General features: G+C 66.0%; 23 protein-coding genes. 13 read left to right on the plus strand and 10 right to left on the minus strand.

All coding sequences use genetic code 11. The annotated features are described in order from the left end of the window. Positions 1–841: 841 nt before the first annotated feature. The gene (locus tag ORI27_RS15015) at positions 842–2020 is read right to left on the minus strand and encodes an acyl-CoA dehydrogenase family protein (RefSeq protein WP_265997689.1); all 1179 of its coding nucleotides are present in this window, start codon (positions 2018–2020) and stop codon (positions 842–844) included. Further along, on the minus strand, positions 2021–3013 hold the full coding sequence (locus tag ORI27_RS15020) for an acyl-CoA dehydrogenase family protein (RefSeq protein ID WP_265997688.1): 993 nt from the start codon (positions 3011–3013) through the stop codon (positions 2021–2023). Between the two features lie 229 nt (positions 3014–3242). Here ORI27_RS15020 and ORI27_RS15025 point away from each other — a divergent pair, with 229 nt between their 5' ends. Genes ORI27_RS15025 through ORI27_RS15040 form a run of 4 tightly spaced genes read left to right on the plus strand, consistent with a single transcriptional unit; the run spans position 3243 to position 6803 of the window. Continuing rightward, a complete protein-coding gene (locus tag ORI27_RS15025) occupies positions 3243–4334 on the plus strand; it encodes an amidohydrolase family protein (protein ID WP_265997687.1) in 1092 nt (363 codons plus the stop codon). A 21-nt stretch (positions 4335–4355) separates the two neighbouring features. Beyond that, entirely contained in the window at positions 4356–5501 is a 1146-nt protein-coding gene (locus ORI27_RS15030; RefSeq protein ID WP_265997686.1) for an amidohydrolase family protein, read from the plus strand. Between the two features lie 4 nt (positions 5502–5505). Next, positions 5506–5898, plus strand: a complete 393-nt coding sequence (locus ORI27_RS15035; RefSeq protein ID WP_265997685.1) for a Rieske (2Fe-2S) protein — start codon at positions 5506–5508, stop codon at positions 5896–5898. Beyond that, entirely contained in the window at positions 5895–6803 is a 909-nt protein-coding gene (locus tag ORI27_RS15040; protein ID WP_265997684.1) for an alpha/beta fold hydrolase, read from the plus strand. Before ORI27_RS15035 ends, ORI27_RS15040 begins: the two co-directional genes overlap by 4 nt. 14 nt (positions 6804–6817) lie before the next feature. Here the strand turns inward: ORI27_RS15040 and ORI27_RS15045 are convergent, their stop codons facing one another. After that, positions 6818–7300 (minus strand): hypothetical protein, encoded by a 483-nt coding sequence (locus ORI27_RS15045; protein ID WP_265997683.1) that lies wholly within the window; start codon positions 7298–7300, stop codon positions 6818–6820. 53 nt (positions 7301–7353) lie between these two features. Between ORI27_RS15045 and ORI27_RS15050 the strand changes: the two genes are divergently transcribed. The 8 genes from ORI27_RS15050 (at position 7354) to ORI27_RS15085 (ending at position 14588) form a co-directional block, all read left to right on the plus strand. After that, a complete protein-coding gene (locus ORI27_RS15050) occupies positions 7354–8661 on the plus strand; it encodes an NADH-ubiquinone oxidoreductase-F iron-sulfur binding region domain-containing protein (RefSeq protein ID WP_265997682.1) in 1308 nt (435 codons plus the stop codon). An 8-nt stretch (positions 8662–8669) separates the two neighbouring features. After that, positions 8670–8957, plus strand: coding sequence for a ferredoxin (locus ORI27_RS15055; protein WP_265997802.1), 288 nt, complete (start codon positions 8670–8672; stop codon positions 8955–8957). Continuing rightward, a complete protein-coding gene (locus tag ORI27_RS15060; protein ID WP_265997680.1) occupies positions 8954–10600 on the plus strand; it encodes a thiolase C-terminal domain-containing protein in 1647 nt (548 codons plus the stop codon). The genes ORI27_RS15055 and ORI27_RS15060 overlap by 4 nt, the downstream gene beginning before the upstream one ends. Then, complete coding sequence (locus ORI27_RS15065; RefSeq protein ID WP_265997679.1) at positions 10593–11459, plus strand: alpha/beta fold hydrolase; 867 nt, start codon at positions 10593–10595, stop codon at positions 11457–11459. Before ORI27_RS15060 ends, ORI27_RS15065 begins: the two co-directional genes overlap by 8 nt. Before the next feature lie 11 nt (positions 11460–11470). After that, a complete protein-coding gene (locus tag ORI27_RS15070; protein WP_265997678.1) occupies positions 11471–12289 on the plus strand; it encodes an NAD(P)-dependent oxidoreductase in 819 nt (272 codons plus the stop codon). After that, positions 12286–13095, plus strand: a complete 810-nt coding sequence (locus ORI27_RS15075) for an NAD(P)-dependent oxidoreductase (RefSeq protein WP_265997677.1) — start codon at positions 12286–12288, stop codon at positions 13093–13095. Before ORI27_RS15070 ends, ORI27_RS15075 begins: the two co-directional genes overlap by 4 nt. 102 nt (positions 13096–13197) lie before the next feature. Further along, on the plus strand, positions 13198–14400 hold the full coding sequence (locus ORI27_RS15080) for a cytochrome P450 (protein ID WP_265997676.1): 1203 nt from the start codon (positions 13198–13200) through the stop codon (positions 14398–14400). After that, complete coding sequence (locus tag ORI27_RS15085) at positions 14397–14588, plus strand: ferredoxin (protein ID WP_265997675.1); 192 nt, start codon at positions 14397–14399, stop codon at positions 14586–14588. Before ORI27_RS15080 ends, ORI27_RS15085 begins: the two co-directional genes overlap by 4 nt. A 13-nt stretch (positions 14589–14601) precedes the next feature. On the opposite strand, the gene ORI27_RS15090 is transcribed toward ORI27_RS15085, so the two are convergent. Then, entirely contained in the window at positions 14602–15108 is a 507-nt protein-coding gene (locus ORI27_RS15090) for a hypothetical protein (protein WP_265997674.1), read from the minus strand. Then, the gene (locus ORI27_RS15095) at positions 15105–15713 is read right to left on the minus strand and encodes a TetR/AcrR family transcriptional regulator (RefSeq protein WP_265997673.1); all 609 of its coding nucleotides are present in this window, start codon (positions 15711–15713) and stop codon (positions 15105–15107) included. Before ORI27_RS15095 ends, ORI27_RS15090 begins: the two co-directional genes overlap by 4 nt. Positions 15714–15862: 149 nt before the next feature. On the opposite strand from ORI27_RS15095, the gene ORI27_RS15100 reads away from it, so the two are divergent. After that, on the plus strand, positions 15863–16471 hold the full coding sequence (locus tag ORI27_RS15100; RefSeq protein ID WP_265997672.1) for a TetR/AcrR family transcriptional regulator: 609 nt from the start codon (positions 15863–15865) through the stop codon (positions 16469–16471). An 18-nt stretch (positions 16472–16489) separates the two neighbouring features. Here ORI27_RS15100 and ORI27_RS15105 read toward each other — a convergent pair whose 3' ends face one another. From ORI27_RS15105 to ORI27_RS15125, 5 genes are read right to left on the minus strand one after another with little or no spacing between them, the layout of a single operon-like run. Beyond that, positions 16490–17227, minus strand: a complete 738-nt coding sequence (locus ORI27_RS15105) for an SDR family NAD(P)-dependent oxidoreductase (protein WP_265997671.1) — start codon at positions 17225–17227, stop codon at positions 16490–16492. Positions 17228–17279: 52 nt separating this feature from the next. Next, entirely contained in the window at positions 17280–18428 is a 1149-nt protein-coding gene (locus ORI27_RS15110; protein ID WP_265997670.1) for an acyl-CoA dehydrogenase family protein, read from the minus strand. Then, positions 18428–19579, minus strand: coding sequence for a thiolase family protein (locus ORI27_RS15115; RefSeq protein ID WP_265997669.1), 1152 nt, complete (start codon positions 19577–19579; stop codon positions 18428–18430). Before ORI27_RS15115 ends, ORI27_RS15110 begins: the two co-directional genes overlap by 1 nt. A 26-nt stretch (positions 19580–19605) precedes the next feature. Next, the gene (locus tag ORI27_RS15120) at positions 19606–20820 is read right to left on the minus strand and encodes a CaiB/BaiF CoA transferase family protein (RefSeq protein WP_265997668.1); all 1215 of its coding nucleotides are present in this window, start codon (positions 20818–20820) and stop codon (positions 19606–19608) included. A gap of 34 nt (positions 20821–20854) precedes the next feature. Then, positions 20855–22045: an acyl-CoA dehydrogenase family protein gene (locus ORI27_RS15125; RefSeq protein WP_266073986.1), complete on the minus strand. Its 1191-nt coding sequence runs from the start codon at positions 22043–22045 to the stop codon at positions 20855–20857. Positions 22046–22120: the final 75 nt, after the last annotated feature.

Below are 22120 nucleotides of genomic sequence, written 5' to 3' on the forward strand. Positions count from 1 at the left end.
CGCGCATACAAATAAGCAGCAAAGAATCACGCGTCTGCTGTTCACTCCGCACGCTGGGGTGACGGCCGGGCTGCACGCGTAGCGGCCTTCGCCGCCAATCGGCATGGTCAAGCGCGTCGGCCAGAGCGGCCGGCCGAGCCCGCCGCCGATCGTCGAGGGAAGGGAGCCGTCGGGCGCACGCCATGCGCTCGAGACTGGGATAGCAAGCAATCCGAAAACGTTGGCGCTCCGCAGTTGTGTTCGCCATCGCAGCCGCACTGCACGCCCGGGTTCGGAACAAAATGATGGTGATTCGCGGGCACGACACGCCGGATCGACCGGCCGCGCCATCCGGTCGCGGAGCCTCGAGAGGCCCCGTGCACCCGGCTTTCGACACGTTTGCAGGGCGTGGTTTGAACCACGCGGCGGATGGGAATATTGCGACCGGCGCGTTTTTCGACGTCATCACGAAGAGGGCGCGCGCATAGCGTCGCCAGGACCCGATACCCAAGTCGCTTTTCCCTGCTAGCGGGCAGATGTATATTCGCTGTGCGAGTTAATCCTGCAGTATCCACCTTGCAGATATAATTAGCTGCAGCGATTCGCGTGCACACCTGCCTGTGCTTTACCATAGAAAATCATGAGAGTCGACTGCCGGCGCCAAATTCCAGTCAGCAAACACCAGTGAACGCCACGCCGACAGCCTTTCACCGTCTCGCTCCCGCGGAAGGTACCTCGTGTACCCACCGCGGAGCGCAATCGACGGCTAGGCAGAAAAGCCACTAACAGGCGTGCATCCCCATGTCTCGCGACAGCGGCCAAGACGCGGAACGGCAATTGACCGAGCTGACGCGGATGCTCTCTACTTCCCGCGCGGCAGACCCAGAACCTGCTGGGCGATGATGTTGCGCTGAATCTCCGACGTACCCCCGGCGATCGTTCCCGAGAAGCTCCGGGCATGCCGCTCGAACCAGCTGGCGAAATAGTGATCGAGATTCATGTGCGCATACGGCCCGGTGCTCGACGGGTGGACCAGACCGTCGGAACCCGCTGCCGCGAGCGCGTACTCGGAAGCGCGCAGTTCTGCCTCGGACCCGAACAGCTTGACCACCGACACCGACGCCATATCGGATTCGCCACGCGCCGCCTTGGCCAGCCCGGAGGAACCCATCAGACGCAGCGCCTGGTAATCCATGATCATCGAGGCGTACTGATCTTTCTCCAGCGGTGTCCGCGGCTCGAAGTCACCGATCATGTTGGCGATCCGATCGGCGAACCCCAGCCACATCATCGTCCGTTCGTGGCCGAGTGACCCGTTGGCCACTCCCCAGCCGCCGTTGAGCGGTCCGACGAGGTTCTCGGCGGGAACCCGCACATCGGTGAAGAACACCTCGTTGAAATCCTTGTCGTCCACCCCGCAGATTGAGGCGAACGGCCGGCACACCACTCCGGGCAGATCGGTCGGGATGATCAGCACGCTGATGCCCTTGTGCTTCGGCGCGTCCGGGTCGGTGCGGACGAAGGTCAACAGGAAGTCGGCATCGTGCGCACCGGAGGTCCACACCTTCTGGCCGTTGACCACGAAATGGTCGCCGTCGCGGACTGCGCGGGTCCGCAGCGAGGCCAGATCCGATCCTGCGCTCGGCTCGCTCATGCCCAGCGACGCGGTTTTTTCACCCTTGAGCACCGGCACCGCCCAGCGGTGCTTCTGTTCATCGGATCCGAACGAGATCAGTGAGGCCGCAACGATATTGACGCCCTGCGGGTTGAAGCTGTGATAGATCCGGCGCCGGCAGAGTTCCTCGAGATGGACGAACTGCTGCAGGATCGTCGCGTTGCGGCCACCGAACTCGGGCGGCTGGGCCGGCAGCAACCAGCCGTTGTCGAACAACAGACGTTGCCAACGCCGCGCCCAGTCCGGCATGTGTGAGACCGACCTCGGCCGCTCCAGAGTCTCGGCCTCGGTGGGCAGATTGGCGTCGAGGAACGCACTGAACTCGTCGCGGAACGACTCGACGTCGGGATCGAATGAAAGCTGCATCTACAGTTCCCTGTACTCCTCGGCGATGATGGCGCGGTGGTCGGCGGCACCGCCCAGCATGAGTTCGCCTGCCTTGGCGCGCTTGAGCGCGAACTGGACGTCGTTTTCCCAGGTGAAGCCCATCGCCCCGAAGAGTTGCAGGCCATGGCGAAACACCACCGATTGACAGTCGCCCGCCGCGGCCTTCGCCATCGCGGCGGCCAGCCGCCGGCGCGGGTCGTCGGCGCTGATCGTGAGCGCCGCAAAGTACGACAGGGCACGAGCCCGTTCGATCGCGACGTGCATATCGACCGCCTTGTGCTGCACGGCCTGGAAGGAGCCGATCGGGACCCCGAACTGGTGACGGTCCCGCACGTGCTGCAGGGCCAGGTCGAGAATGCGCTGACAGGCGCCGACCGTGGTGACCGCCATGCCGGTCAACGCGATATGGCGGGCGCGTTCGGGATCGGTGTGCACCCGATCGTCATCGGAGACGTGCACGCCGGGAAGGGTCACGTCGGCGATGTGCAATACCGGGTCGAAAGCCGGGATGCGGGTGACGGCGGCGGCGGCGGCCTCGACGAGGAACACTCCGCCGTCGGTCACCACGGCCAGTTTCTGCGCCCGATCGGCATCGAGCACGTAGCGGGCGGTTCCGGACAGCACCCACCCGTCGGCATCCCGATGAGCGGTGACACCGTCGAACACCGCAGTGCCCGCCTGCTGTGGGTCGTAGCGATCACCGGCCAGCGGCGCGTATTGCGTCAGGGTGGCCAGGAACGGCGTCGGGTCGGTGACCCGGCCGAACTCCTCGAGCACGATCGCGAGTTCGACCGCGTTCTCCGGATCGGCGAGTTCGGTCCACCCCGCGTCGATGTAGGACTCCCACAAGGGGGTCGGGTCGACCCCGTCCTCGGCGATCCCGCGGATCAGCGAGGCCGGGCACTGCTTGGCCACCGCGTCGCGCACGGTGTCCTGCCACAACCGCTGATCAGCATCGAATTCCAATAGCACCCGCTGTCTCCTGCCCGGATGGGACCGATGTGAATGGAAATCGAATTCTCCATTCGTGCGTCACCGGTTCTCCCTAGACGGTATCGCACTCTACCGGCTGATTTGCTTGCTGCCTACGGTCGGTTGAGGCAGAGTGGTAATGAGGTTCTACTCTCAATCGCGAGAACAGTATTCTTGCCGATGAAGAACTCGCATTTACACTGGGATAGATCACCGGAAGGTGGGTTTGGTGATAGAGCACCGCGATGGGACAACGACGCCCGTGATCGACGCGAGCGTGCACATCTTCTTCGGGTCGACCCCTGAGTTGCGCGGCGTGATGCGGGAACCGTTCACGAGTCGCGGATTCCCCGACTACGAGATGGACTGGTACGGCGCCCCCGGTGGCGAGTACCTCGAAGGAACCCGCGGGCCGGACCGGCAGTACCCGGGATCCGACCCGGCGTTCGTCGCTCAGCAGCTGTTCACCGATCGCGGCGTCGATGTCGCCGTCTTGCACCCGATGACCCGAGGCGTCATGCCCGACCGCCACCTGGGTACCGCCATCGCGGCCGCCCACAACGAAATGATGGTCTCGCGCTGGCTGGAGCATCCCGAATTCGGCGAGCGATTCCGTGGCACCATCCGGATCAACCCCGACGACATCGCCGGCGCGCTACGCGAGATCGACAAGTACAAAGACCACCCACGGGTGGTGCAGATCGGCATCCCGCTACAGTCCCGCGAGCTCTACGGCAAGCCGCAGTTCTGGGAGCTATGGGAGGCCGCGGTGGCCGCCGGACTGCCGGTGACCACACATATCGAGGTAGGCGAGGGCATCGCGAACCCGCCGACGCCCAATGGGCACCCCCGCACGTTCGAGCAGTACCTGGGCTTCATGTCGCTCAACTACGTGTACCACCTGCTCAACATGATCGCCGAGGGTGTATTCGAGCGGTGGCCCGACCTGAAGTTCGTGTGGGCCGACGGCGGCGGCGACTTCGTGACACCGTTCATCTGGCGAATGGATTGCTTTGGCAGGCCGCACCTCGAGCAGACCCCGTGGGCGCCGAAGATGCCCAGCGACTATCTGCCCGGCCACGTCTACTTCATCCACAACAGCCTCGACGGCCCCGGAGATGCTGCGTTCGCCGACGAATGGCTGTCCTTCACCGGCAAGGACGACATGCTGATGTTCGGTTCGAGCTACCCGCACTGGCACTGCGGCGACGTCCGCGAGCTCCCCGCCGCGTGGACGGCCGAGCAGCGCGAGAAGGTGTGCTGGCGCAATGCTGCGCAGCTCTATGGCATAGACATTCCGGCCGGCGTGACCGCACAGTAGACGTGAGCTAAGGAGACCCCGATGACCCTGACACACATCCAGGATCGAGTCGCACCCGCCGAGCGCAAGGCCATCCGCTGCGTCGACTCCGACGTCCACCCGGTTCCGCGCCGCGGCGTGCTCCAGCAGTACATCCCCGAGCCGCTGCGGAGCAAGTACTTCATGAACCACCGGGTCGGCGAGCTGATCTACTATGACGCGCCCGACTACGCGCACGCCTACGCGATGCGCGTCGACACCTTCCCCCCGGACGGCGAATTCGCTTGCAGCGACCCCGACATGGCGTTCCGGCAGGCCATTATGGAGGCGGGTGCCGACATCGCGGTGCTGGAGCCGACACATGGCGCCTGCCGGCTCCCGGAAGCAACGGCAGCCCTTTCCTATGCACTCAACAGCTGGCAGGCCGAGCACTGGCTGGACAGCAAGAACAACTGGCACGAACGTTGGCGGGGTTCGATCTGCGTGGCGATCGAGGAACCGCAAGGCGCGGCCGACGAGATCGAGAAGTGGGCCGGCCATCCCTATATGGCTCAGGTCCTCATCCACGCCGAGCCTCGGCCGTCGTGGGGTGATCCCAAGTACGACCCGATCTGGCAGGCCGCCACCAAGAACGACATCACGGTGAGCTGTCATCTGGGCCGCGGCGTGTACGAAACGCTCCCGATGCCACCGGTCGGCTTGCCCAGCTACAACCACGACTTCATGGTCAGCTACTCGCTAACCGCGATCAACCAGGTGATGAGCCTGGTCTTCGACGGGGTGTTCGACCGCTACCCCACCCTGCGCATCGTGTTCGTCGAGCACGCCTTCAACTGGATCCTGCCGCTGATGTGGCGGATGGACGCCATCTACGAGGCACGTAAGCCCTGGATGGACATCAAGCGCAAACCGTCCGAGTACGTCAAGGACCACATCAAATTCACCACCCAGCCACTGGACTACCCCGAGGACAAGACCGAACTCCTGCGGGCCTTCGAGTGGATGGAATGCGAAAAGATCCTGCTGTTCTCCTCCGACTACCCGCACTGGACCTTCGACGACCCACGCTGGCTGGTCAAACACTTACCCGAACACGCCCGGGAAGCGGTCATGTTCCGCAACGGGATCGAAACGTACAAGCTGCCCGACACCGTTCCGGCCATCGAAGGCCAGACGCGGGTTTTCTGAACAGATGACCAATATCGAGAAGCAGCCCCGCCTGGCGCAGGGCCGAGAGCATGTAGTCGCCACGGTCGACGAGATCCCTCCGGGCACACACAAATTGGTGCCGATCGGTCGGCACGGCGTTGGTGTGTACAACGTCAACGGCACGTTCTACGCCATCGCGAACTACTGTCCGCACGAGGGTGGACCACTGTGTTCGGGACGCCCCCGTGGACGCAACATCGTCGACGAAAGCGTCCCCGGTGACGCGGTGATGGTCCGTGACATGGAATTCATCTACTGCCCCTGGCACCAGTGGGGCTTCGAGCTGGCGACCGGCACCACCGCGGTCAAGCCGGAATGGAGCATCCGCACCTACCCGGTCCGCGTGGTGGGCGACGACGTTCTCGTGATGGCATGAGCACACCGGTGACCGCGGGTCCGCAGCTGCGCGACGGCGAGCAGGTGCTGGAGATCAACGGCGGTAACGTCGTCTACGAAATCCTGGGCGACAAGGGCGATTTCATCGCCCTTACGCCGGGCGGCCGATACAGCAAGGACATCGAAGGGTTGCGTCCGCTGGCCGAGGAGTTGGTCAAGGGCGGTTACCGGGTCCTGCTCTGGGACCGGCCCAACTGCGGAAAGTCCGACCTTCAGTTCTACGGACAGAGCGAATCCCACATGCGTGCCGCGACGTTGCACGCGTTGATCACCGGGCTGGGCATCGGTCCGTGCGTGATCGCCGGCGGCTCCGGCGGCGCCCGCGACTCGATTCTCACGACAATTCTCTACCCCGAGATCGTCACCAAGCTGGTGGCCTGGAACATCGTGGGCGGTGTCTACGGCAGCTTCGTGCTGGGCTCGTACTATCTGGTGCCGAGCATCCTGGCGGTTCGCGGCCTGGGCATCAAAGGCCTTCTACACGTGGATGAATGGAAAGAACGCATCGCCGAGAACCCGGCCAACAAAGACCGGATTCTGGCTATGGACCCCGATGAGTTCCTCCGGGTCATGCTGCGCTGGCTCAACGCGTTCGTCCCCAAGCCCGGACAGGCGATTCCCGGCGTCGACGACGAGTTCTTCGGTGACATCAAGGTTCCCACCCTCATCATCCGCGGCGGCGAGAACGACTGGGACCACCCCAAACGTACGTCGCTGGAGGTCAACTGCCTGATCAAGGGTTCCACGCTGATCGACCCGCCCTGGCCGGAAGATGCCTGGGAGCGCGCCGGCGAGGACCGTGCGTCGGGGAAGGTCAAGCGATTCAACATGTTCGACACCTGGGTGCAGGCAGCCCCGGCAATTCTGGACTTCCTCGGCCGATGAGCGATCGGTTGGGCTCAGATCAGGTGGATGTGGATCTCGCAGTTGGTCGAGGCCTCCAGGGCGGTGTGGACCCTGCTCTCCGGGATGCGAGCCATATCGGCCTTGCGCAAGGACACGTGAATGATGTCGTAACCGTCGTCACCCGCGGTGCGGTCGATCTCGCCGCGCAATCCGAATCCTGCGAGCACCCCGTGGGCGTCCTCGTCGGTTCCCCGGCTGACATAGGTCAACACACCGGTCACCGGGTCAGTTCCGAATGCTCTGGCGCACAAGGTGATCGCGACGCGCCTGAGTTCCTCCGGCTCGGCGGCCGCGGAGTTGCTGATCAGCAGTTCGGCTTCCCGGCGCCCGCGCGGCATCGAGGCCAGGTTGTTGTCGACCACGGTCACGCCGTCGTGACCGGCAAGGGTGCGCAGCGCCGCAACGCCGTCGGTGAGCTGCGCCGGCGTCAGCGCGCCGGACGGGTCGACATCGACGCGCACCACAGCCGTTCTCATACGCCTCAGCCTAGCGACCCAGTGCCGAGTGCCCGAATCAGAAGAGGTGACCGATGAATGCAACCGCGCCGGCGGGCACGGCCTTGACCGTCGCCAGCGCTCCCGGCTGTACACCCCGGTTGTTGCGGCTGCCCGCGACAGTGGAAACGCACAGTGCCTACCTGTCGAGCGGCGGGTACGAGTTGTTGGAGAACGTGGAAACCCTGCTCGCCGAGGTGGAAGCCGCCGGCGTGCTGGGCCGCGGCGGCGCCGCATTCCCGCTCGCGGTCAAACTGCGCACCGTGCGTGCCGCGCACACCCGCGGCCACGAGACTGTGGTGCTCGCCAACGGCGAGGAAGGCGAGCCCGCTTCGGTGAAGGACCGCTGGCTACTGCGCCATCGCCCGCATCTCGTGCTCGACGGCGTGCGACTCGCCGCGCGGATGGTGGGCGCGCAGCGCGCCTACGTCTACGTGTCCGATTCGGAGGCGGCGCGCTCCATTGACGCCGGACTTGACGAGGTCGGCTTCGACACCTTTGGCGGCCTGGATATTTCGATCGTGACCGTGACACCCGGGTACGTCGCGGGTGAGGAGACCGCGGCAGTCCGGGCCGTCAACGGCGGCCCGGCCAAACCGACCGACAAGCCACCGCGACCCTTCCAGCACGGCGTCTCCGGTCATCCCACCCTGGTCAGCAACGTCGAAACCCTGGCGAACCTGCCGTATCTCCAGCGGCACGGCGCCGCCGCGTTCCGCTCGGCGGGCACGGCGGCCTCGCCGGGCACCTTCCTGATGACGGTCACCGGCGCGGGCCGACCACCTGCGCTTTACGAAGTGCCGCACGGCATGCCGTTCGCGGATCTGCTGACGCTCCACGGTGTTTCACCGGACTCGGTGCAGGGGGCGTTGATGGGCGGCTACTTCGCGGGACTGCTGAACCGCGACGTACTCGGCACCACCCTTGACCACGAGACGTTCCGCCAGCTGGGCTGCGGCCTGGGATGCGGCGCGGTCGCGATCTTGACCGATGACTGCCCGGTGGCGGTGGCCGCCTCGGTGCTGGCCTACTTCGACCGCGAGAACGCCGGGCAGTGCGGGTCGTGCTTCAACGGCACCGCGGCGATGGCCGCAGCCGCCGGCGCGCTGCGCGACGGTGCTGCGACCGCCGAGGATGTCGCCCGGCTGCAGCGGTGGTCGGTCGTGCTTCGCGGCCGGGGTGCCTGCGCCACCCTGGACGGGGCGGCCAATGTGGCGGGCAGCCTGCTCAAGCATTTCCCAGAGGCCGTCGAAGCGCATCTGGCCGGTGCCTGCGATCCCTGCGGGTCAGCCGCCTTCAGCGCCCAGCGTCCCTACGAAGTGGAGGCGGTGACACAGCCATGAGTCCGAACATGCGAATCCGGCTGGACCGGACGATCTGCGACGGCTTCGGAGCCTGCGCCAAGCACGCGCCGAATCACTTCTCGCTCGACGACTGGGGGTATGCGTCCCTGGTCGGTGACGGCACCGTCGCCGAGGCCGACCGCGATGACGTCTTGCGAGCGTTGTTCGACTGCCCGGTGCACGCGATCATCGAGATCAGCGACAACGAATTCGATGGCGAGACCCGGCCGGACCCGGCGGCAGCGACGGCCGACGAGACCCCGCTATTCGAGGCCCGCTGGGGCTTCGCCCAGTGAGCCGCGCTCCCCTGCCCCAGATCACAGGTGAGAACGAGTTCTTCTGGACCGCCGGCGCCGACGGCACGCTGCGTATCCAGGAGTGCCAGGGCTGTACGTCCCTGATCCATCCGCCACAACCGGTGTGCCGGTATTGCGGCAGCCACGACCTGAAGGCCCGGCCGGTCAGTGGTCTGGCGGTGCTGTCGGCATTTACGGTCAATCAGCGGTTCAGCATTCCGGGACTGCCGGCGCCCTACGTGGTGGCTCAGGTGGCGATTCAGGAGGATCCGCGGGTCCGACTGACCACCAACATCATCGACGCCGAGCCTGAGGACCTGGAGCTGGGCCAGCTGGTCGAGGTCGTCTTCGAACAGAACGACGACGTCTACCTTCCGCTGTTCCGCCCGGTCACCCCCAAGCAGATCGCCGAGACTCCGGTCGACGAGATCCCCCCGCAGGACTTCGCCAAACACGTCCGGCCGCCGCTGACGACCACCAAGTTCGAGGAGCGTTCCGCGATCACGGGTATCGGCGCATCGCGGCTCGGACGGCGGCTGATGGCGAACCCGCTGGCGCTGACCATCGAGGCCTGCGAGGCCGCCGTCGCCGACGCGGGTCTGACCTTCTCCGATATCGATGGCCTGTCCACCTACCCGGGCCTCGACATCGCCGGAATGGGCGAGGGCGGCGTGACCGCTCTGGAAGGCGCACTGGGGTTGCGGCCGACGTGGATCAACGGCGGCATGGACACCTTCGGCCCGGGCGGGTCGGTGATCGCCGCCATGATGGCCGTCGCAACGGGGATGGCCCGGCACGTGCTGTGCTTCCGCACCCTGTGGGAGTCGACGTTCCAGGAGCTGCTCAAGCAGGGCAAGATGGCTCCCCCCGGCGGTCTGCGCACCACCAGCTGGCAGATGCCGTTCGGTGCCACCTCGGCGGCACACACGTTGGCCCTCAATGCCCAACGCCACTTTGCCCGCTACGGCACCACCCGCGAGACCCTGGGCTGGATCGCGCTCAATCAGCGCGCCAACGCGGCATTGAATCCGACCGCCATCTACCGCGACCCGATGACCATGGACGACTATCTGTCGGCGCGGCCGATCACCACGCCGTTCGGGCTCTATGACTGCGACGTACCGTGTGACGGCGCCGTTGCCGTGATCGTCTCGGCAGTGGAGACCGCCCGCGACATGCCCAAGCCGCCGGTGCTGTTCGAGGCGGTGGGCACGCAGATCGTGGAACGCACGGACTGGGATCAGACGACACTCACCCACGAACCGCAGGTACTCGGACAATCGGCGCACATGTGGACACGAACATCGTTGCGTCCCGGTGACGTCGACGTCGCCGAGCTCTACGACGGGTTCACCTTCAACTGCCTGTCATGGATCGAGGCGCTGGGGTTCTGCGGTATCGGCGAGGCGAAGGACTTCCTGGACGGCGGCACCAACATCGCCCGTGACGGGGTGCTGCCGCTGAACACCCACGGCGGCCAGCTGTCGCATGGGCGGACCCACGGCATGGGCCTGATCCATGAGGCCGTCAGCCAGCTTCGGGGCGAGGCCGGCGAGCGGCAGGTCGCCGATGCCAAAGTCGCGGTGGCCAGCAGCGGCGGTTTGACGCCGAGCGGGGTGCTGTTGATGCGGGTCGATGACTAGCGATCAGGTGCCAACCCGCCGGGTGGTCCCCGTCGGCGGGATACCGATGTCGGGGTTGTTCTCCGAGGCCGCCAATCCACGAGCGGTCATCGTCGCCCTGCACGGCGGTGCGTCCTCGGCGGCTTATTACGACTGCCCGGGCCATCCGGAGCTGTCGCTGCTACGCTGCGCCGCCGCAGCAGGTTTCAGCGCGGTGGCACTGGACCGGCCGGGTTACGGCGCGTCGGCCCCGTACTCCGAGGAGATGTGGGAGCCGAGCCGCCGGGTCGAACTAGCCTATGCGGCCGTCGATGCGATCCTCGGCAAGCGGGACCGCGGCGCCGGCCTGTTCGTCATGGCCCATTCCAACGGCTGCGAGCTGGCGTTACGGATGGCGGTCGACGAGCGCGGCCGGGACCTGCTGGGTCTCGAATTGGCCGGCACCGGACTGCGCCAATACCCATCCGCCGCAATGATTCTCAAACAAGCGACGCCCACCTACCGGCCCGCGGGAATCCGGGAGCTCATCTGGGCACCCGAAGAGCTGTACCCCGCCGACGTCGTCAACGCCGTCGGATCCGCCGGCGCGCCGCCCCAGGAGGGGCAGATATCGGCCAACTGGGCCGGCCGCGACTTCGCCGCATTGGCCGGCAACGTCACCGTACCCGTGCGGTTCACCGCTGCCGAGCACGAACGGGTGTGGGACTCCACTCCGGCGGCGCTGGCCGACATCGCCGCCTTGTTCACCACGTCACCGCGCGTCGAGCTGCACCACCAGCCGGGCGCCGGTCACAACCTGAGCCTGGGTGTCGCGGCGGCGCAATATCATTCGAGCATCTTGTCATTCGTGGAGCAATGCATCACCGCTGATGTGAATTAGGAGGCCGGTCAATGCGAGTCGGATTCATCGGACTGGGCAGCCAGGGTGCGCCCATGGCGCGCCGGATCGTCGAGGGTGGCTACCCGACCACGCTGTGGGCTCGGCGCGCTGCTTCGGTGGAGCCGTTCGCCGACACCGCGGCCACCGTGGCGGCCTCACCGGCCGAGCTGGCCGAGGGCAGCGACCTGGTGTGCCTGTGTGTGGTTGGTGATGCCGACGTGCTCGAGGTGGCCACCGGCGACAACGGTGTGCTGACCGGACTGCAGCCCGGCGGCATCATCGCCGTGCATGCCACGGTGCATCCGGACACCTGCCGGCAACTGGCCGAGACGGCGGCCGCCCAGGGGGTGTCGGTCCTCGACGCGCCCGTCAGCGGCGGCGGCCCGGCCGCCGAAGAGGGCAAGCTGCTGGTGATGATCGGCGGTGACGACGCCGTTGTGGAGAAGGTTCGCCCGGTGTTCGCCACCTACGCCGACCCCATCGTCCACCTCGGTGGCGTCGGCGCCGGGCAGGTCACCAAGCTGCTGAACAACCTGCTGTTCACCGCCAACATCGCCACCGCCAAAACCGCACTCGACCTCGGCGCCGCGCTGGGCGTGGCACCGGAGAACCTGGCCGAGGTCATCACCAGAGGCTCGGCCAACAGCTTCGCGCTGGGCAGCGTGGCCCGGTTCGGGGGCAGTCTCGATGTGCTCAAGCAGGTCGCGGCGGGGCTTCTGCACAAGGACGTCAGTCTGATCGCCGGCATCGCTGAGAAGGCGGGTGTGCAACCCGGCGCCGTCCTCGATGCCGCCGACGCGGCGCTGAGGTTGATGGACAACCCGCGATGAACATCGGCTTCGTCGGTGCCGGCCGAATGGGCGCACCGATGGTGCGCCGTCTGCTCGATGCCGGCCATGACGTCACGGTGCTGGGCCGCACGCCCGAAAAGCTTGCTGCTGCAGAAGAGTTGGGCGCCACACCGGCCGACAACCTGACCGAGCTCGCTCGCGACGCCGACGCGGTGGTGGTCTGTGTGTTCACCGACGACCAGGTGCGCCAGGTCTGCCTGACCGATGACCTGCTGGGCGCCATGCATCCCGGTTCGGTACTGGTCCTGCACACCACCGGCAGCCCGAGCACCGCCGAGGCCATCGCCGGATCGGCCGGTACGCGCGGTATCGGCGTCCTCGACGCGCCGGTCAGCGGCGGACCGCATGACATCGCCGCGGGGACCGTGACGTTGTTCGTCGGCGGCGACGACGATGCTGTGCAGCTGGCGAATCCGGTGCTGTCCAGCTACGGCGATCCGGTGTTGCACGTCGGGCCCCTCGGTTTCGGTCAACGCGTCAAACTGATCAACAACGCGCTGTTCGCCGCGCAGATCGGAACCGTGGCCGAGGCGGTCCGGCTGGGCGACCGGCTCGGCGTCGACGAGTCCACCCTGCTGAGCGCGCTACCCCACGGTAGCGGTGCCAGCTTCGCCCTGAGCTCCATCGCCCGCGTCGGCTCGGCGGCCGGATTCATCGGCGCCGTCGGCGAATTCATCGGTAAAGACGTCGCCGTCGTCCGGGCGACGGTGGCCGATCTGGGCAGTGACCTCGGCCTGCTCGACGATGTGGTGAACGCCGGTCTGACACCGGCGGAAATCAGGTGATTTAGTCATTTTCCGCACTCCCTAATGCCCCACTGTTAGCGTTACAATTAGCCAGCCTTCCGTAACGCTTATCGCCCAGCTCTCGCCTCGGAGGAGAACGCAATGACCCAGGCCGAACTCGTTTTCGATCCGTTCTCGCAGGAGTACTTCAACAACCCGTTCGACATCTACCGTCGGATGCGGGACGAGGCGCCGCTTTATTACGACGCCAAAGAGGACTTCTACGCAATCTCACGGCACGAGGACGTCTCGGCGGCGCTGAAGGACCACGAAAGCTTCTCGTCGTCCCGGGGTTGCGATCTGGCCATGGTCAAGGGTGACGAGCCACCGCAGAAGTCGATCATCTTCATGGATCCGCCCGAGCACCGTCACATGCGCAGCCTGCTGAACAAGGCCTTCACCCCACGCGCAGTGCAGTCCCAGCGCGAAGTGGTCATCGAACTGGTCGATCAGTACTTGGCAGCGGCCAATCCGGATGCGTTCGACGTGGTGCAGGACTTCTCGGGGCCCTTCCCGGTCGAGGTCATCACCCGGATGGCCGGGGTGCCCGAGGAATACCGCCAGCAGGTTCGGCACTGGATCGACACCAGCCTGTCCCGTGAGCCCGGGCAGATCGGTTACAGCGAAGCCGGAATGCAGGCCAACGTCGATACCGCGATCTACTACTACGGCCTGGTGCAGGAGCGTCGCGAGAATCCGCAGGACGACATGATCAGCCGCCTGATCGCCGCGGAGATCCCCGATGACGACGGCAACCTGCGTCGCCTCGACGACATCGAGATCTGCGGTTTCGCAACGCTTCTCGGCGGTGCGGGTGCCGAGACGGTGACCAAGCTGATGGGCACCGCCGTCGTCAACTTCGCCCGCTTCCCCGACCAGTGGCAGAAACTGCTCGACGACCGCGACAAGATCCCGGCGGCGGTGGAGGAACTGCTCCGATACGAAGGCCCGGTGCAATACAACGTCCGCTACACGCTGCGGGACACCGAAGTGCCCAGCGGGAAGATTCCGGCCGGTAAACCGGTGTTTCTGCTGATGGCGTCGGCCAACCGGGACTCGGCAGCCTTCACCGACGCCGACACCTTCGACATCGACCGCGACCGCACCGAGGCGCAGAACCTCGGCCTCGGCTACGGCATCCACAGTTGCCTGGGCGCCGCCCTGGCCCGCATGGAGAGTGCCATCGCACTGGAGAAATTGCTCGACTTCATGCCACGCTACGAAGTGCAATGGGATGGCCTGCGACGGGTCCAGATGCAGAACGTCGCCGGCTATTCACACGTACCGGTGAAGGTGCTGCGATGAAGATTGAAGTGGATTTCGGCCTGTGTGAGGCCAACGCGATCTGTATGGGGATCATCCCGGAGGTGTTCCAGGTCGACGACCAGGATTACCTGCACGTCCTCAACGACGAGGTGACCCCGGAGAACGAGGCACAGGTTCGCGACGCGGTGCGCCAGTGCCCCCGGCAGGCGATCTCGATCAAGGAATAGCGCTCAGCGACCCTCAGCCGACGGGAACCAGGTCGGCGCCGATCGGCGGGCAGCTCATGGCGCCGCTGCGGAAGCTCTCGGTCGGGGTCACCGCGATGTCGTCGACCGCGGCCGCGGCCAGCGCCTGCGCTTTGAACACCCGCGCCGCAGAGCTGAGCCGGTGCTCGACCGAGTCGACGTTGCGGTCGAGTCCGGCCGGGCGCACCTCGCCCCACAGGGCCACCTCGGTCATGCCGTAATCCAGTGCTCGCAGCACGCCCTCGCGGACCCTGGCATCGGCGTCGACGAGGTCAGCGGCGACCGCCAGTGCCTGCGGGTGCGGCTGGTCGTCACCGGCCGCGAGAACGGATTCGAAATCGAGGGTCTGGGCACCCAGGATCGACAGCGGGCGGGTGTCACCGGGATGGGCGAGGAGAACGTTGACGTCCCAGCCGGCCATCACCCGGTCGAACATCCAGCCACCGGCGTGCTGCACCGCCTCAGCGACCGTCGGCGCGACGATGTCGAGCCGGTATCTCATGATTCGGCGGCCGGTCTCAGTTGGCTCGCCAGCGACCTGGAGTACTCCCGGAACACGTCGGTCAGCGGTATCGACGGGTCGAGTAGCCATGAGGTCTCCATTCCGTTCACAAATGCCAGGATTTCCACGGCCTTGCGGGCCGGGTTCACGTCTTGTCGATAGCGGCCGGCGGCCTGACCGCCACGGATCCGGTCCGCGATGATGTCCACCGCCTGCCGGTAGCGGTCCACCAGGCGATCGTGCAGCGGGGCGTCGGGCGCGATGTTCTCCACCATCAGCACCGCGAAGGTGCCAACGAGCTGCGGTGATCGATCGAACCGGTCGGCGGCATTGGCAATGCCCTCGATGAGGTCACCGGTCAGGTAGTCGGCATGCTCGCTGTCATCGGCATCACGAGCATCGAGCACGGCGTGCAGCAGCTGCTCCTTGGATTCAAAGTGGTGCAGCAAGCCGGCAGCGGTGACGCCGGCCTCCCGAGCGATCTGAGCCAACGTGGTGTTGCGCCAGCCGTTGCGTGCGAGAAGCCGCTGCGCGACGTCGAGAATCCGTTGCTTGCGGTCCTCACCCTTAGCCAGCAGGGTTGCGTACGGACGGGTTGCCGTCACTGCACTCCCTTCCTCAGACCAACCTAGTGAACACACAGTAGGTTGGTTTGGGGCAGTGTGACAAGGGTCTCAACGGAAAAAGATTCGGCGGCGCCCGGCACAGTGCGGACTTTCGTACCTATCGGTGCAAAAGCGGTACGGTCGATCGCATGGAGAGTGGCAAGAAAGCGGCGATCGGGCGCCCGCGCACATTCGACGCTGACGAAGCCCTTGATTGCGCCATGCGGGTTTTCTGGGAACAGGGCTACGAAGGTGCGAGCCTCACCGACCTGACGGACGCGATGGGCATCAGACGCACAAGCATGTACGCCGCGTTCGGCAACAAGGAAGATCTGTTCGCCCAGGCTCTGCAGCGCTACGCCGAAGGCCCAGCCTCCTACGGCCCCCGCGCGTTGCAGGAACCGACCGCGCGAAAGGTAGCCGCGGCCATTCTGGAGGGATCAATCAAGGCCACCACCAGTCCGACCGGCCCAACAGGCTGCTTGACCGTCCAAGGCTCCCTCGCCGCCGGCAAGTCCGCCCGCGCGATTCGCGACATGCTCACCGAATTGCGCAACGAGGCAGTCTCTCGGCTGCGCGAGCGATTTCAACGCGCACTTGACGAAGGCGACCTGCCACCGGGCGCCGATCCCGGTGTGTTGGCACGCTACGTCATGACGGTGTCCAACGGCATCGCCGTTCAAGCCGCGGCCGGCGCCAGTCCCGACGACCTTCACCACGTCGCCGCCGTCGCGCTGCGAAACTGGCCGTCGGCCTGAGGCCGTTCACGTCGGGCATCACATCTTGGCGACCGCGCGCGCAACGGTGTTCGGAGTGAGCCGCAACATCGTCGGGAGCAGCTTGGTCGAGCCCGGCAGAGCCATTGGCCTGCGGCGCTCCAAGGCCTTGAGGGTCACTGCCGCCACAACCGCCGGCGACATTTTCTTGCCCTCGAGGTTGGCATTCATCGGCGTGTCGGTGGCGGGCGGAAGAAGTTCGAGGACATGGGTTTTCGTGGGCTCAAGCTGCCGACGCAGCCCCTCGGCGAAGCCATGCAGTCCTGCTTTGACCGCACCATAGGTCGGCGCGCGGGAGGGAGAAACCAAGGCGAAACCCGACGTGACAAAGACGATCGCGGCGAGCGCCGGCCAGCGCCGCAAAGCCTCACCGGTCAGCTGAATGGGTGCTGTAAGGTTCAGGGCGACTTCATCTTCGAGATCATGGGTGGCGTCGACGCCCGAGACAAAGTCTCGTTCGACAAACGTGCCCGCATTGTTGATCAGCACGTCAAGCCGACCGAACCGAGCGGCTACCGCATCGAGCAGCGCAGCCCTCGCCTCAGCAACCGTCACGTCAGCCTGGACGGCCAGCTCATCTGGGTGAGCCCGCGAGAAACTCTCCAGAGCCGGCAGCGATCGTCCGCAGACCGCTACCGCAGCACCCTGATCCAGGAAGGCTTCGGCCAGGCTCAAGCCGATACCGGACGTGCCGCCAGTGATGAGGACAACCTGCCCCGACTCCCGATGTGCCGTCATACGAGGAACCATAACACTTCAGCACCGATCGGTACAGAAATGTGACGCGCCGCTATAACCCCAGCGATTTGGCGATGATCACCTTCATGACCTCACTGGTGCCGGCGTAGATCCGGGCCACTCGCGCATCGGTGTAGAGGCGGGCGATCGGATACTCCATCATGTAGCCGTAGCCGCCGAAGAGCTGCAGACAGCGATCGATCACCCGCTGCTGCACCTCGGTGCAGAACAGCTTGACCCGGGCCGCGTCGGCGCCGCTGAGCTCACCTTCGACATGCAGGGATACCGCCCGGTCAAGCATGGCCTGGGCCGCCTCCACCTCTGTCGAGCAGGCGGCGAGTTCGAACTTGGTGTTCTGAAACGACGCGACGGGCGTGCCAAATGCCTTGCGGCTCCGCGTGTATTCGATGGCGGCAGCGATCGCCGAGCGGGCTTGGGCCACCGAGCCGACCGCCACGGTGAGCCGTTCCTGGGCCAGGTTGTGGCCCAGGTAGCTGAACGCCTGGCCGTCGGCCCCCAGCACGTTGGTGGCCGGCACCCGCACGTCGACGAACGACAGCTCGGCGGTGTCCTGCACCTTGCAGCCCATCTTCTCCAGCTCGCGCCCGCGGGTGAAGCCCGCCATCCCGTCCTCGACGACCAGCAGGGTCAGCCCGGCGCGCCGGTTGTCCGGATCGGTGGAGGTGCGCGCCACCACGACCACCAGATCGGCCTGCATACCGCCGGTGATGAAGGTCTTCGCGCCGTTGACGATGTAGTCGTCACCGTCCCGCACCGCCGTCGTACGCACCCCGGCCAGGTCCGACCCGGTGCCCGGCTCGGTCATGGCGACCGCGGTGAGCAGCGTCCCGGCCGCGAGTCCGGGAAACCAGCGGGCGCGCTGTTCGTCATTCGCGTAGTGCAGAAAATACGGCAGGATCACCTCGAGCTGGGTGCGCACCGTCGACAAGGTGACCAGTGCGCGGGCGGCTTCTTCCTGCAGCACCACGTTGTAGCGGTAGTCGTCCTGGCCGCCGCCGCCGTACTCCTCGGGCAGGGTGACCCCCATGATCCCGGTCTCGCCGAGCTTCGCGAACGTCTCGCGTGGCATCCGACCCGCCTTCTCCCACTGCGGGTAGGCAGGCACGACTTCCTTCTCGATGAAGTCGCGGGCGAGCTGGCGAAACGCCTCGTGGTCCTCGGTGAACAGATCGCGGCGCATCAATACTCTCCGAGCAGCTCGACGATGGTGGCGTTGGCGGTGCCGCCGCCTTCGCACATCGTCTGCAGTCCGTAGCGAATTCCGTTGTCTCGCATGTGGTACAGCATCCGGGTCATCAGCACTGCCCCCGACCCGCCCAGCGGATGGCCCAGTGCGATCGCGCCGCCCAGCGGGTTCAGCCGCTCGGTCGCGGCACCGGTTTCGGCCTGCCAGGCCATCGGCACCGGCGCGAACGCCTCGTTGACCTCGAACACCCCGATATCGTCGATGCCCAGCCCGGTCTTGCCCAGCACCTTCTGCGTCGCCGGGATCGGACCGGTGAGCATCATCACCGGATTGGCGCCGGCGACCGCACCGGCGACGTAGCGGGCCAGCGGCGTCCAGCCCTGTGCGGCAGCGTATTCGGCGGTGGTGACCAGAAGAGCGGCCGCGCCGTCGGAGATCTGCGACGAGTTGCCAGCATGGATGACACCATCCTCGGTGAATGCCGGTTTGAGCGCGGCCAGTTTCTCGACGGTGGTCCCCCGGCGGATGCCCTCGTCGGCGCTCACCACACCCCCGTCGGTTGCCACCGGAACGATCTGGTCGGCGAAGGCCCCGCGATCCTGTGCCGCGGCGGCCAGTTCGTGGCTGCGCACCGAGAACTCGTCGACATCCGTGCGGGAGAACCCCCACTTCTCGGCGACCATCTCCGCCGAGATGCCCTGGTTGAACGAGAAGTCGTGGTAGCGCTCGAGCACCCTGGGGCCGTAGGGCATGCCGGTGGCGCGGGCCGAGCCGAGCGGAACCCGGCTCATCACCTCGACGCCGCCGGCGACCACCACGTCCTGTTGGCCGGACATGACCGCCTGGGCGGCGAAATCGAGTGCCTGCTGGCTGGATCCGCACGCCCGATTGACCGTGGTCCCGGGAATGGCTTCCGGCCAGCCGGCGGCCAGAACCGAAAAGCGGCCGATATTGCTCGATTGGTCGCCGACCTGGGATACGCAGCCCCACACCACATCGTCGACCGTCGCGGGGTCGAGCCCGATGCGCTCGGCGAGCGCGTTCAGCACCACCGCCGACAGGTCGGCGGCATGCATGCCGGACAGCCCGCCGTTTCGCTTACCGACCGGAGTGCGCACCGCTTCGACGATCACCGTTTCCCGCATGGCTGCTCCTTACTTCTGACGATGGTTCATGCGACGGCGCCCTGCTCGCGCAGCCTGCCGATTTCGTTGTCGGACAAGCCCAATTCGGTCAGCAGCGCGTCGGTGTGCTCACCGAGGCCGGGCACCGGACCCATCGGCTGCTCGTAGTCTTCGATGATCGGCGGCGGCAGGATCGCTTGGATCGGACCGGCGGTGGTCTGTACCGTCCGCCAGCGATCACGGTCGGACAACTGCGGGTGCGCAAGAACCTCGCTGGGCAGGTTGTACCGGGCGTTGCCGATGCCCGCGGCGTCGGCTGTCGTCTGGATGTGCGCGAGATCGTGCTGTGCACACCAGCTTTGAATGGCGTCGTCGAGCACCTCGCGATTGGCGACGCGATCCGAGTTGGAGGCGAAGCGCGGGTCGTCGGCAAGATCGGGCCGTTCGATGATCTCCCGCGCCAACCGTTGCCATTCCCGGTCGTTGGTGGTACCCAGCACGACGGTCTGATGATCGGCGGTGTCGTAGGCACCGTACGGCGCCACGGCAGGCGAGCTCATCCCCAACGGTTGTTGGTCGATTCCGGAGTGCTGTGCGTACGTCAGCGGATATCCCATCAGGTCCATCATCGTGTCGAACAGGCTCACGCTGACCGCCGCGCCTCTGCGCTCCCGGCCGTCGCGGGAGATGAGCAGCGCCATGATCGACAACGCCGAGTACAGCCCGGTGGAGATGTCGGCAATCGGCGGTCCGGGCTTGGCCGGTTTGCCGGGATAGCCGGTCACCGCGCACGATCCGGATTCCGATTGCGCCAGCAGGTCGTAGGCGCGCTTGTTCGACAGCGGGCCGCCGGCCCCGTAGCCGTCGATCTCGACGGCGATCACGTGGGGGTGCCGTTCGCGCAGCTGCTCGGGTGAGATGCCGAGTCGCGAAGTGGAGCCCGGGGCCAGATTCGACACCACCGCATCGGCGCGGTCGAGCAGCTGATGCAGGATCTCGATGCCCTCGGCTGATTTGAGGTCCAGCGCAATCGATTCCTTGTTGCGGTTGGCCCAGACGAAATGGGCCGCAAGGCCGCCCGGGCCGTTGACGACATCGTCGTAATGGCGGGCGAAGTCCCCGCCGGCCGGGTTCTCGACCTTGATCACGCGAGCCCCGAAGTCAGCCAGGACGCGCGTGCACATCGGTGCCGACACGGCCTGCTCCAGAGCCACGATGGTGATACCGGCCAGCGGGGCGGCCGGTCCATGCGCAGAACTCATCAGATCACCATACGGTCGGCGCAGACACTGGCCACTAGTAGCTCTTGGGCAGGCCGAGAACGTTCGCGCCGAGGAAGTTCAGGATCATCTCCTGACTGACGGGCGCGATCTTCATCAGGCGCGCCTCCCGGAAGAACCGGGAGATGTGGTACTCCTCGGAATAGCCCATGCCGCCGTGGGTCTGCAGCGCGCGGTCGGCCGCCGCGAACCCGGCATCCGCGCACAGGTATTTGGCCATGTTGGCTTCGCGGCCGCACGACTTTCCGTTGTCGTAGAGCCAGGTCGCCTTACGCAGGATCAGCTCAGCTGCGTCCAAACGTGCCAGCGAATCCGCCAGCGGGAACTGAATGCCCTGGTTCATCCCGATCGGCCGGTCGAACACCACGCGCTCGTTGGCGTACTTGACCGCGCGATCCAGCGAAACCCGCCCGATGCCCAGCGCCTCGGCGGCGATCAGCATTCGCTCCGGGTTCAGCCCGTGCAGGATGTAGGAAAAGCCCTTGCCCTCGTCGCCGATGCGGTCGGAGACCGGGATCCGCAGATCGTCGATGAACAGCTCGTTGGAGCTCACCGCGTTGCGTCCCATCTTCTTGATGGGACGGATATCGACGTGGTCCCGGTCGAGGTCGGTGAGGAACAGGGAGAGACCTTCTGTCGGCTTGCCTCCCCGCTTTTCAACGTCCTCGCGGCTCTCGGTCCGGGTGAGCAACAGGATCTTCTCGGATTCCAGCGCCTTGGAGATCCACACCTTGCGCCCGTTGACTATGTAATGTTCGCCGGAATTGTCGCGACTGCGTTTGGCGAACGTAGTGATACGCGAAGTGTCCAGTCCGGCGCCGGGTTCGGTGACACCGAAACAGACGTGCAGATCACCGTTGACGATCCGCGGCAATGTCGCCGCCTTCATCTCGTCGGAGCCGAACACCACGACCGGTTGCATGCCGAAGATCGACATGTGGATCGCGCTGGCGGCGTTCATCCCGCCGCCCGACCGGGCGACCTCCTCGGCGAGCAACGTCGCCTCGGTGATACCGAGCCCGTGGCCGCCGTACTCCTCCGGGATGGTCATCCCGAGCCAGCCGCCCTTGGCAATCGCGTCGTAGAACGCTAAAGGGAACTCGTGCGCCTGGTCCTTCTCCATCCAGTACTGGTCGTCGAAGCGAGCCGACAACTCCCGCACCGACTTGCGGATGAGTTCCTGGTCTTCGGTCAGCTCGAAGCTCATGCCTGAAGACATGTTGTCCTCCAGTTCCTTTCAGTGGTCGCCGAGACCACACCCGCCATCGTCGGTGCGAGGCGC

It is taken from the genome of Mycobacterium pinniadriaticum (assembly GCF_026242045.1).
GTDB classification, from domain to species: domain Bacteria; phylum Actinomycetota; class Actinomycetes; order Mycobacteriales; family Mycobacteriaceae; genus Mycobacterium; species Mycobacterium pinniadriaticum.

Excerpts from the sequence above, each read along its gene's own strand:
- ORI27_RS15015 (WP_265997689.1), bottom strand. The coding sequence starts at position 2,020 with ATGCAGCTTTCATTCGATCCCGACGTCGAGTCGTTCCGCGACGAGTTC.
- ORI27_RS15030 (WP_265997686.1), top strand. The coding sequence starts at position 4,356 with ATGACCCTGACACACATCCAGGATCGAGTCGCACCCGCCGAGCGCAAG.
- ORI27_RS15035 (WP_265997685.1), top strand. The coding sequence starts at position 5,506 with ATGACCAATATCGAGAAGCAGCCCCGCCTGGCGCAGGGCCGAGAGCAT.
- ORI27_RS15040 (WP_265997684.1), top strand. The coding sequence starts at position 5,895 with ATGAGCACACCGGTGACCGCGGGTCCGCAGCTGCGCGACGGCGAGCAG.
- ORI27_RS15045 (WP_265997683.1), bottom strand. The coding sequence starts at position 7,300 with ATGAGAACGGCTGTGGTGCGCGTCGATGTCGACCCGTCCGGCGCGCTG.
- ORI27_RS15050 (WP_265997682.1), top strand. The coding sequence starts at position 7,354 with ATGAATGCAACCGCGCCGGCGGGCACGGCCTTGACCGTCGCCAGCGCT.
- ORI27_RS15055 (WP_265997802.1), top strand. The coding sequence starts at position 8,670 with ATGCGAATCCGGCTGGACCGGACGATCTGCGACGGCTTCGGAGCCTGC.
- ORI27_RS15065 (WP_265997679.1), top strand. The coding sequence starts at position 10,593 with ATGACTAGCGATCAGGTGCCAACCCGCCGGGTGGTCCCCGTCGGCGGG.
- ORI27_RS15070 (WP_265997678.1), top strand. The coding sequence starts at position 11,471 with ATGCGAGTCGGATTCATCGGACTGGGCAGCCAGGGTGCGCCCATGGCG.
- ORI27_RS15075 (WP_265997677.1), top strand. The coding sequence starts at position 12,286 with ATGAACATCGGCTTCGTCGGTGCCGGCCGAATGGGCGCACCGATGGTG.
- ORI27_RS15080 (WP_265997676.1), top strand. The coding sequence starts at position 13,198 with ATGACCCAGGCCGAACTCGTTTTCGATCCGTTCTCGCAGGAGTACTTC.
- ORI27_RS15085 (WP_265997675.1), top strand. The coding sequence starts at position 14,397 with ATGAAGATTGAAGTGGATTTCGGCCTGTGTGAGGCCAACGCGATCTGT.
- ORI27_RS15090 (WP_265997674.1), bottom strand. The coding sequence starts at position 15,108 with ATGAGATACCGGCTCGACATCGTCGCGCCGACGGTCGCTGAGGCGGTG.
- ORI27_RS15100 (WP_265997672.1), top strand. The coding sequence starts at position 15,863 with ATGGAGAGTGGCAAGAAAGCGGCGATCGGGCGCCCGCGCACATTCGAC.
- ORI27_RS15105 (WP_265997671.1), bottom strand. The coding sequence starts at position 17,227 with ATGACGGCACATCGGGAGTCGGGGCAGGTTGTCCTCATCACTGGCGGC.
- ORI27_RS15110 (WP_265997670.1), bottom strand. The coding sequence starts at position 18,428 with ATGCGCCGCGATCTGTTCACCGAGGACCACGAGGCGTTTCGCCAGCTC.
- ORI27_RS15115 (WP_265997669.1), bottom strand. The coding sequence starts at position 19,579 with ATGCGGGAAACGGTGATCGTCGAAGCGGTGCGCACTCCGGTCGGTAAG.
- ORI27_RS15120 (WP_265997668.1), bottom strand. The coding sequence starts at position 20,820 with ATGAGTTCTGCGCATGGACCGGCCGCCCCGCTGGCCGGTATCACCATC.
- ORI27_RS15125 (WP_266073986.1), bottom strand. The coding sequence starts at position 22,045 with ATGAGCTTCGAGCTGACCGAAGACCAGGAACTCATCCGCAAGTCGGTG.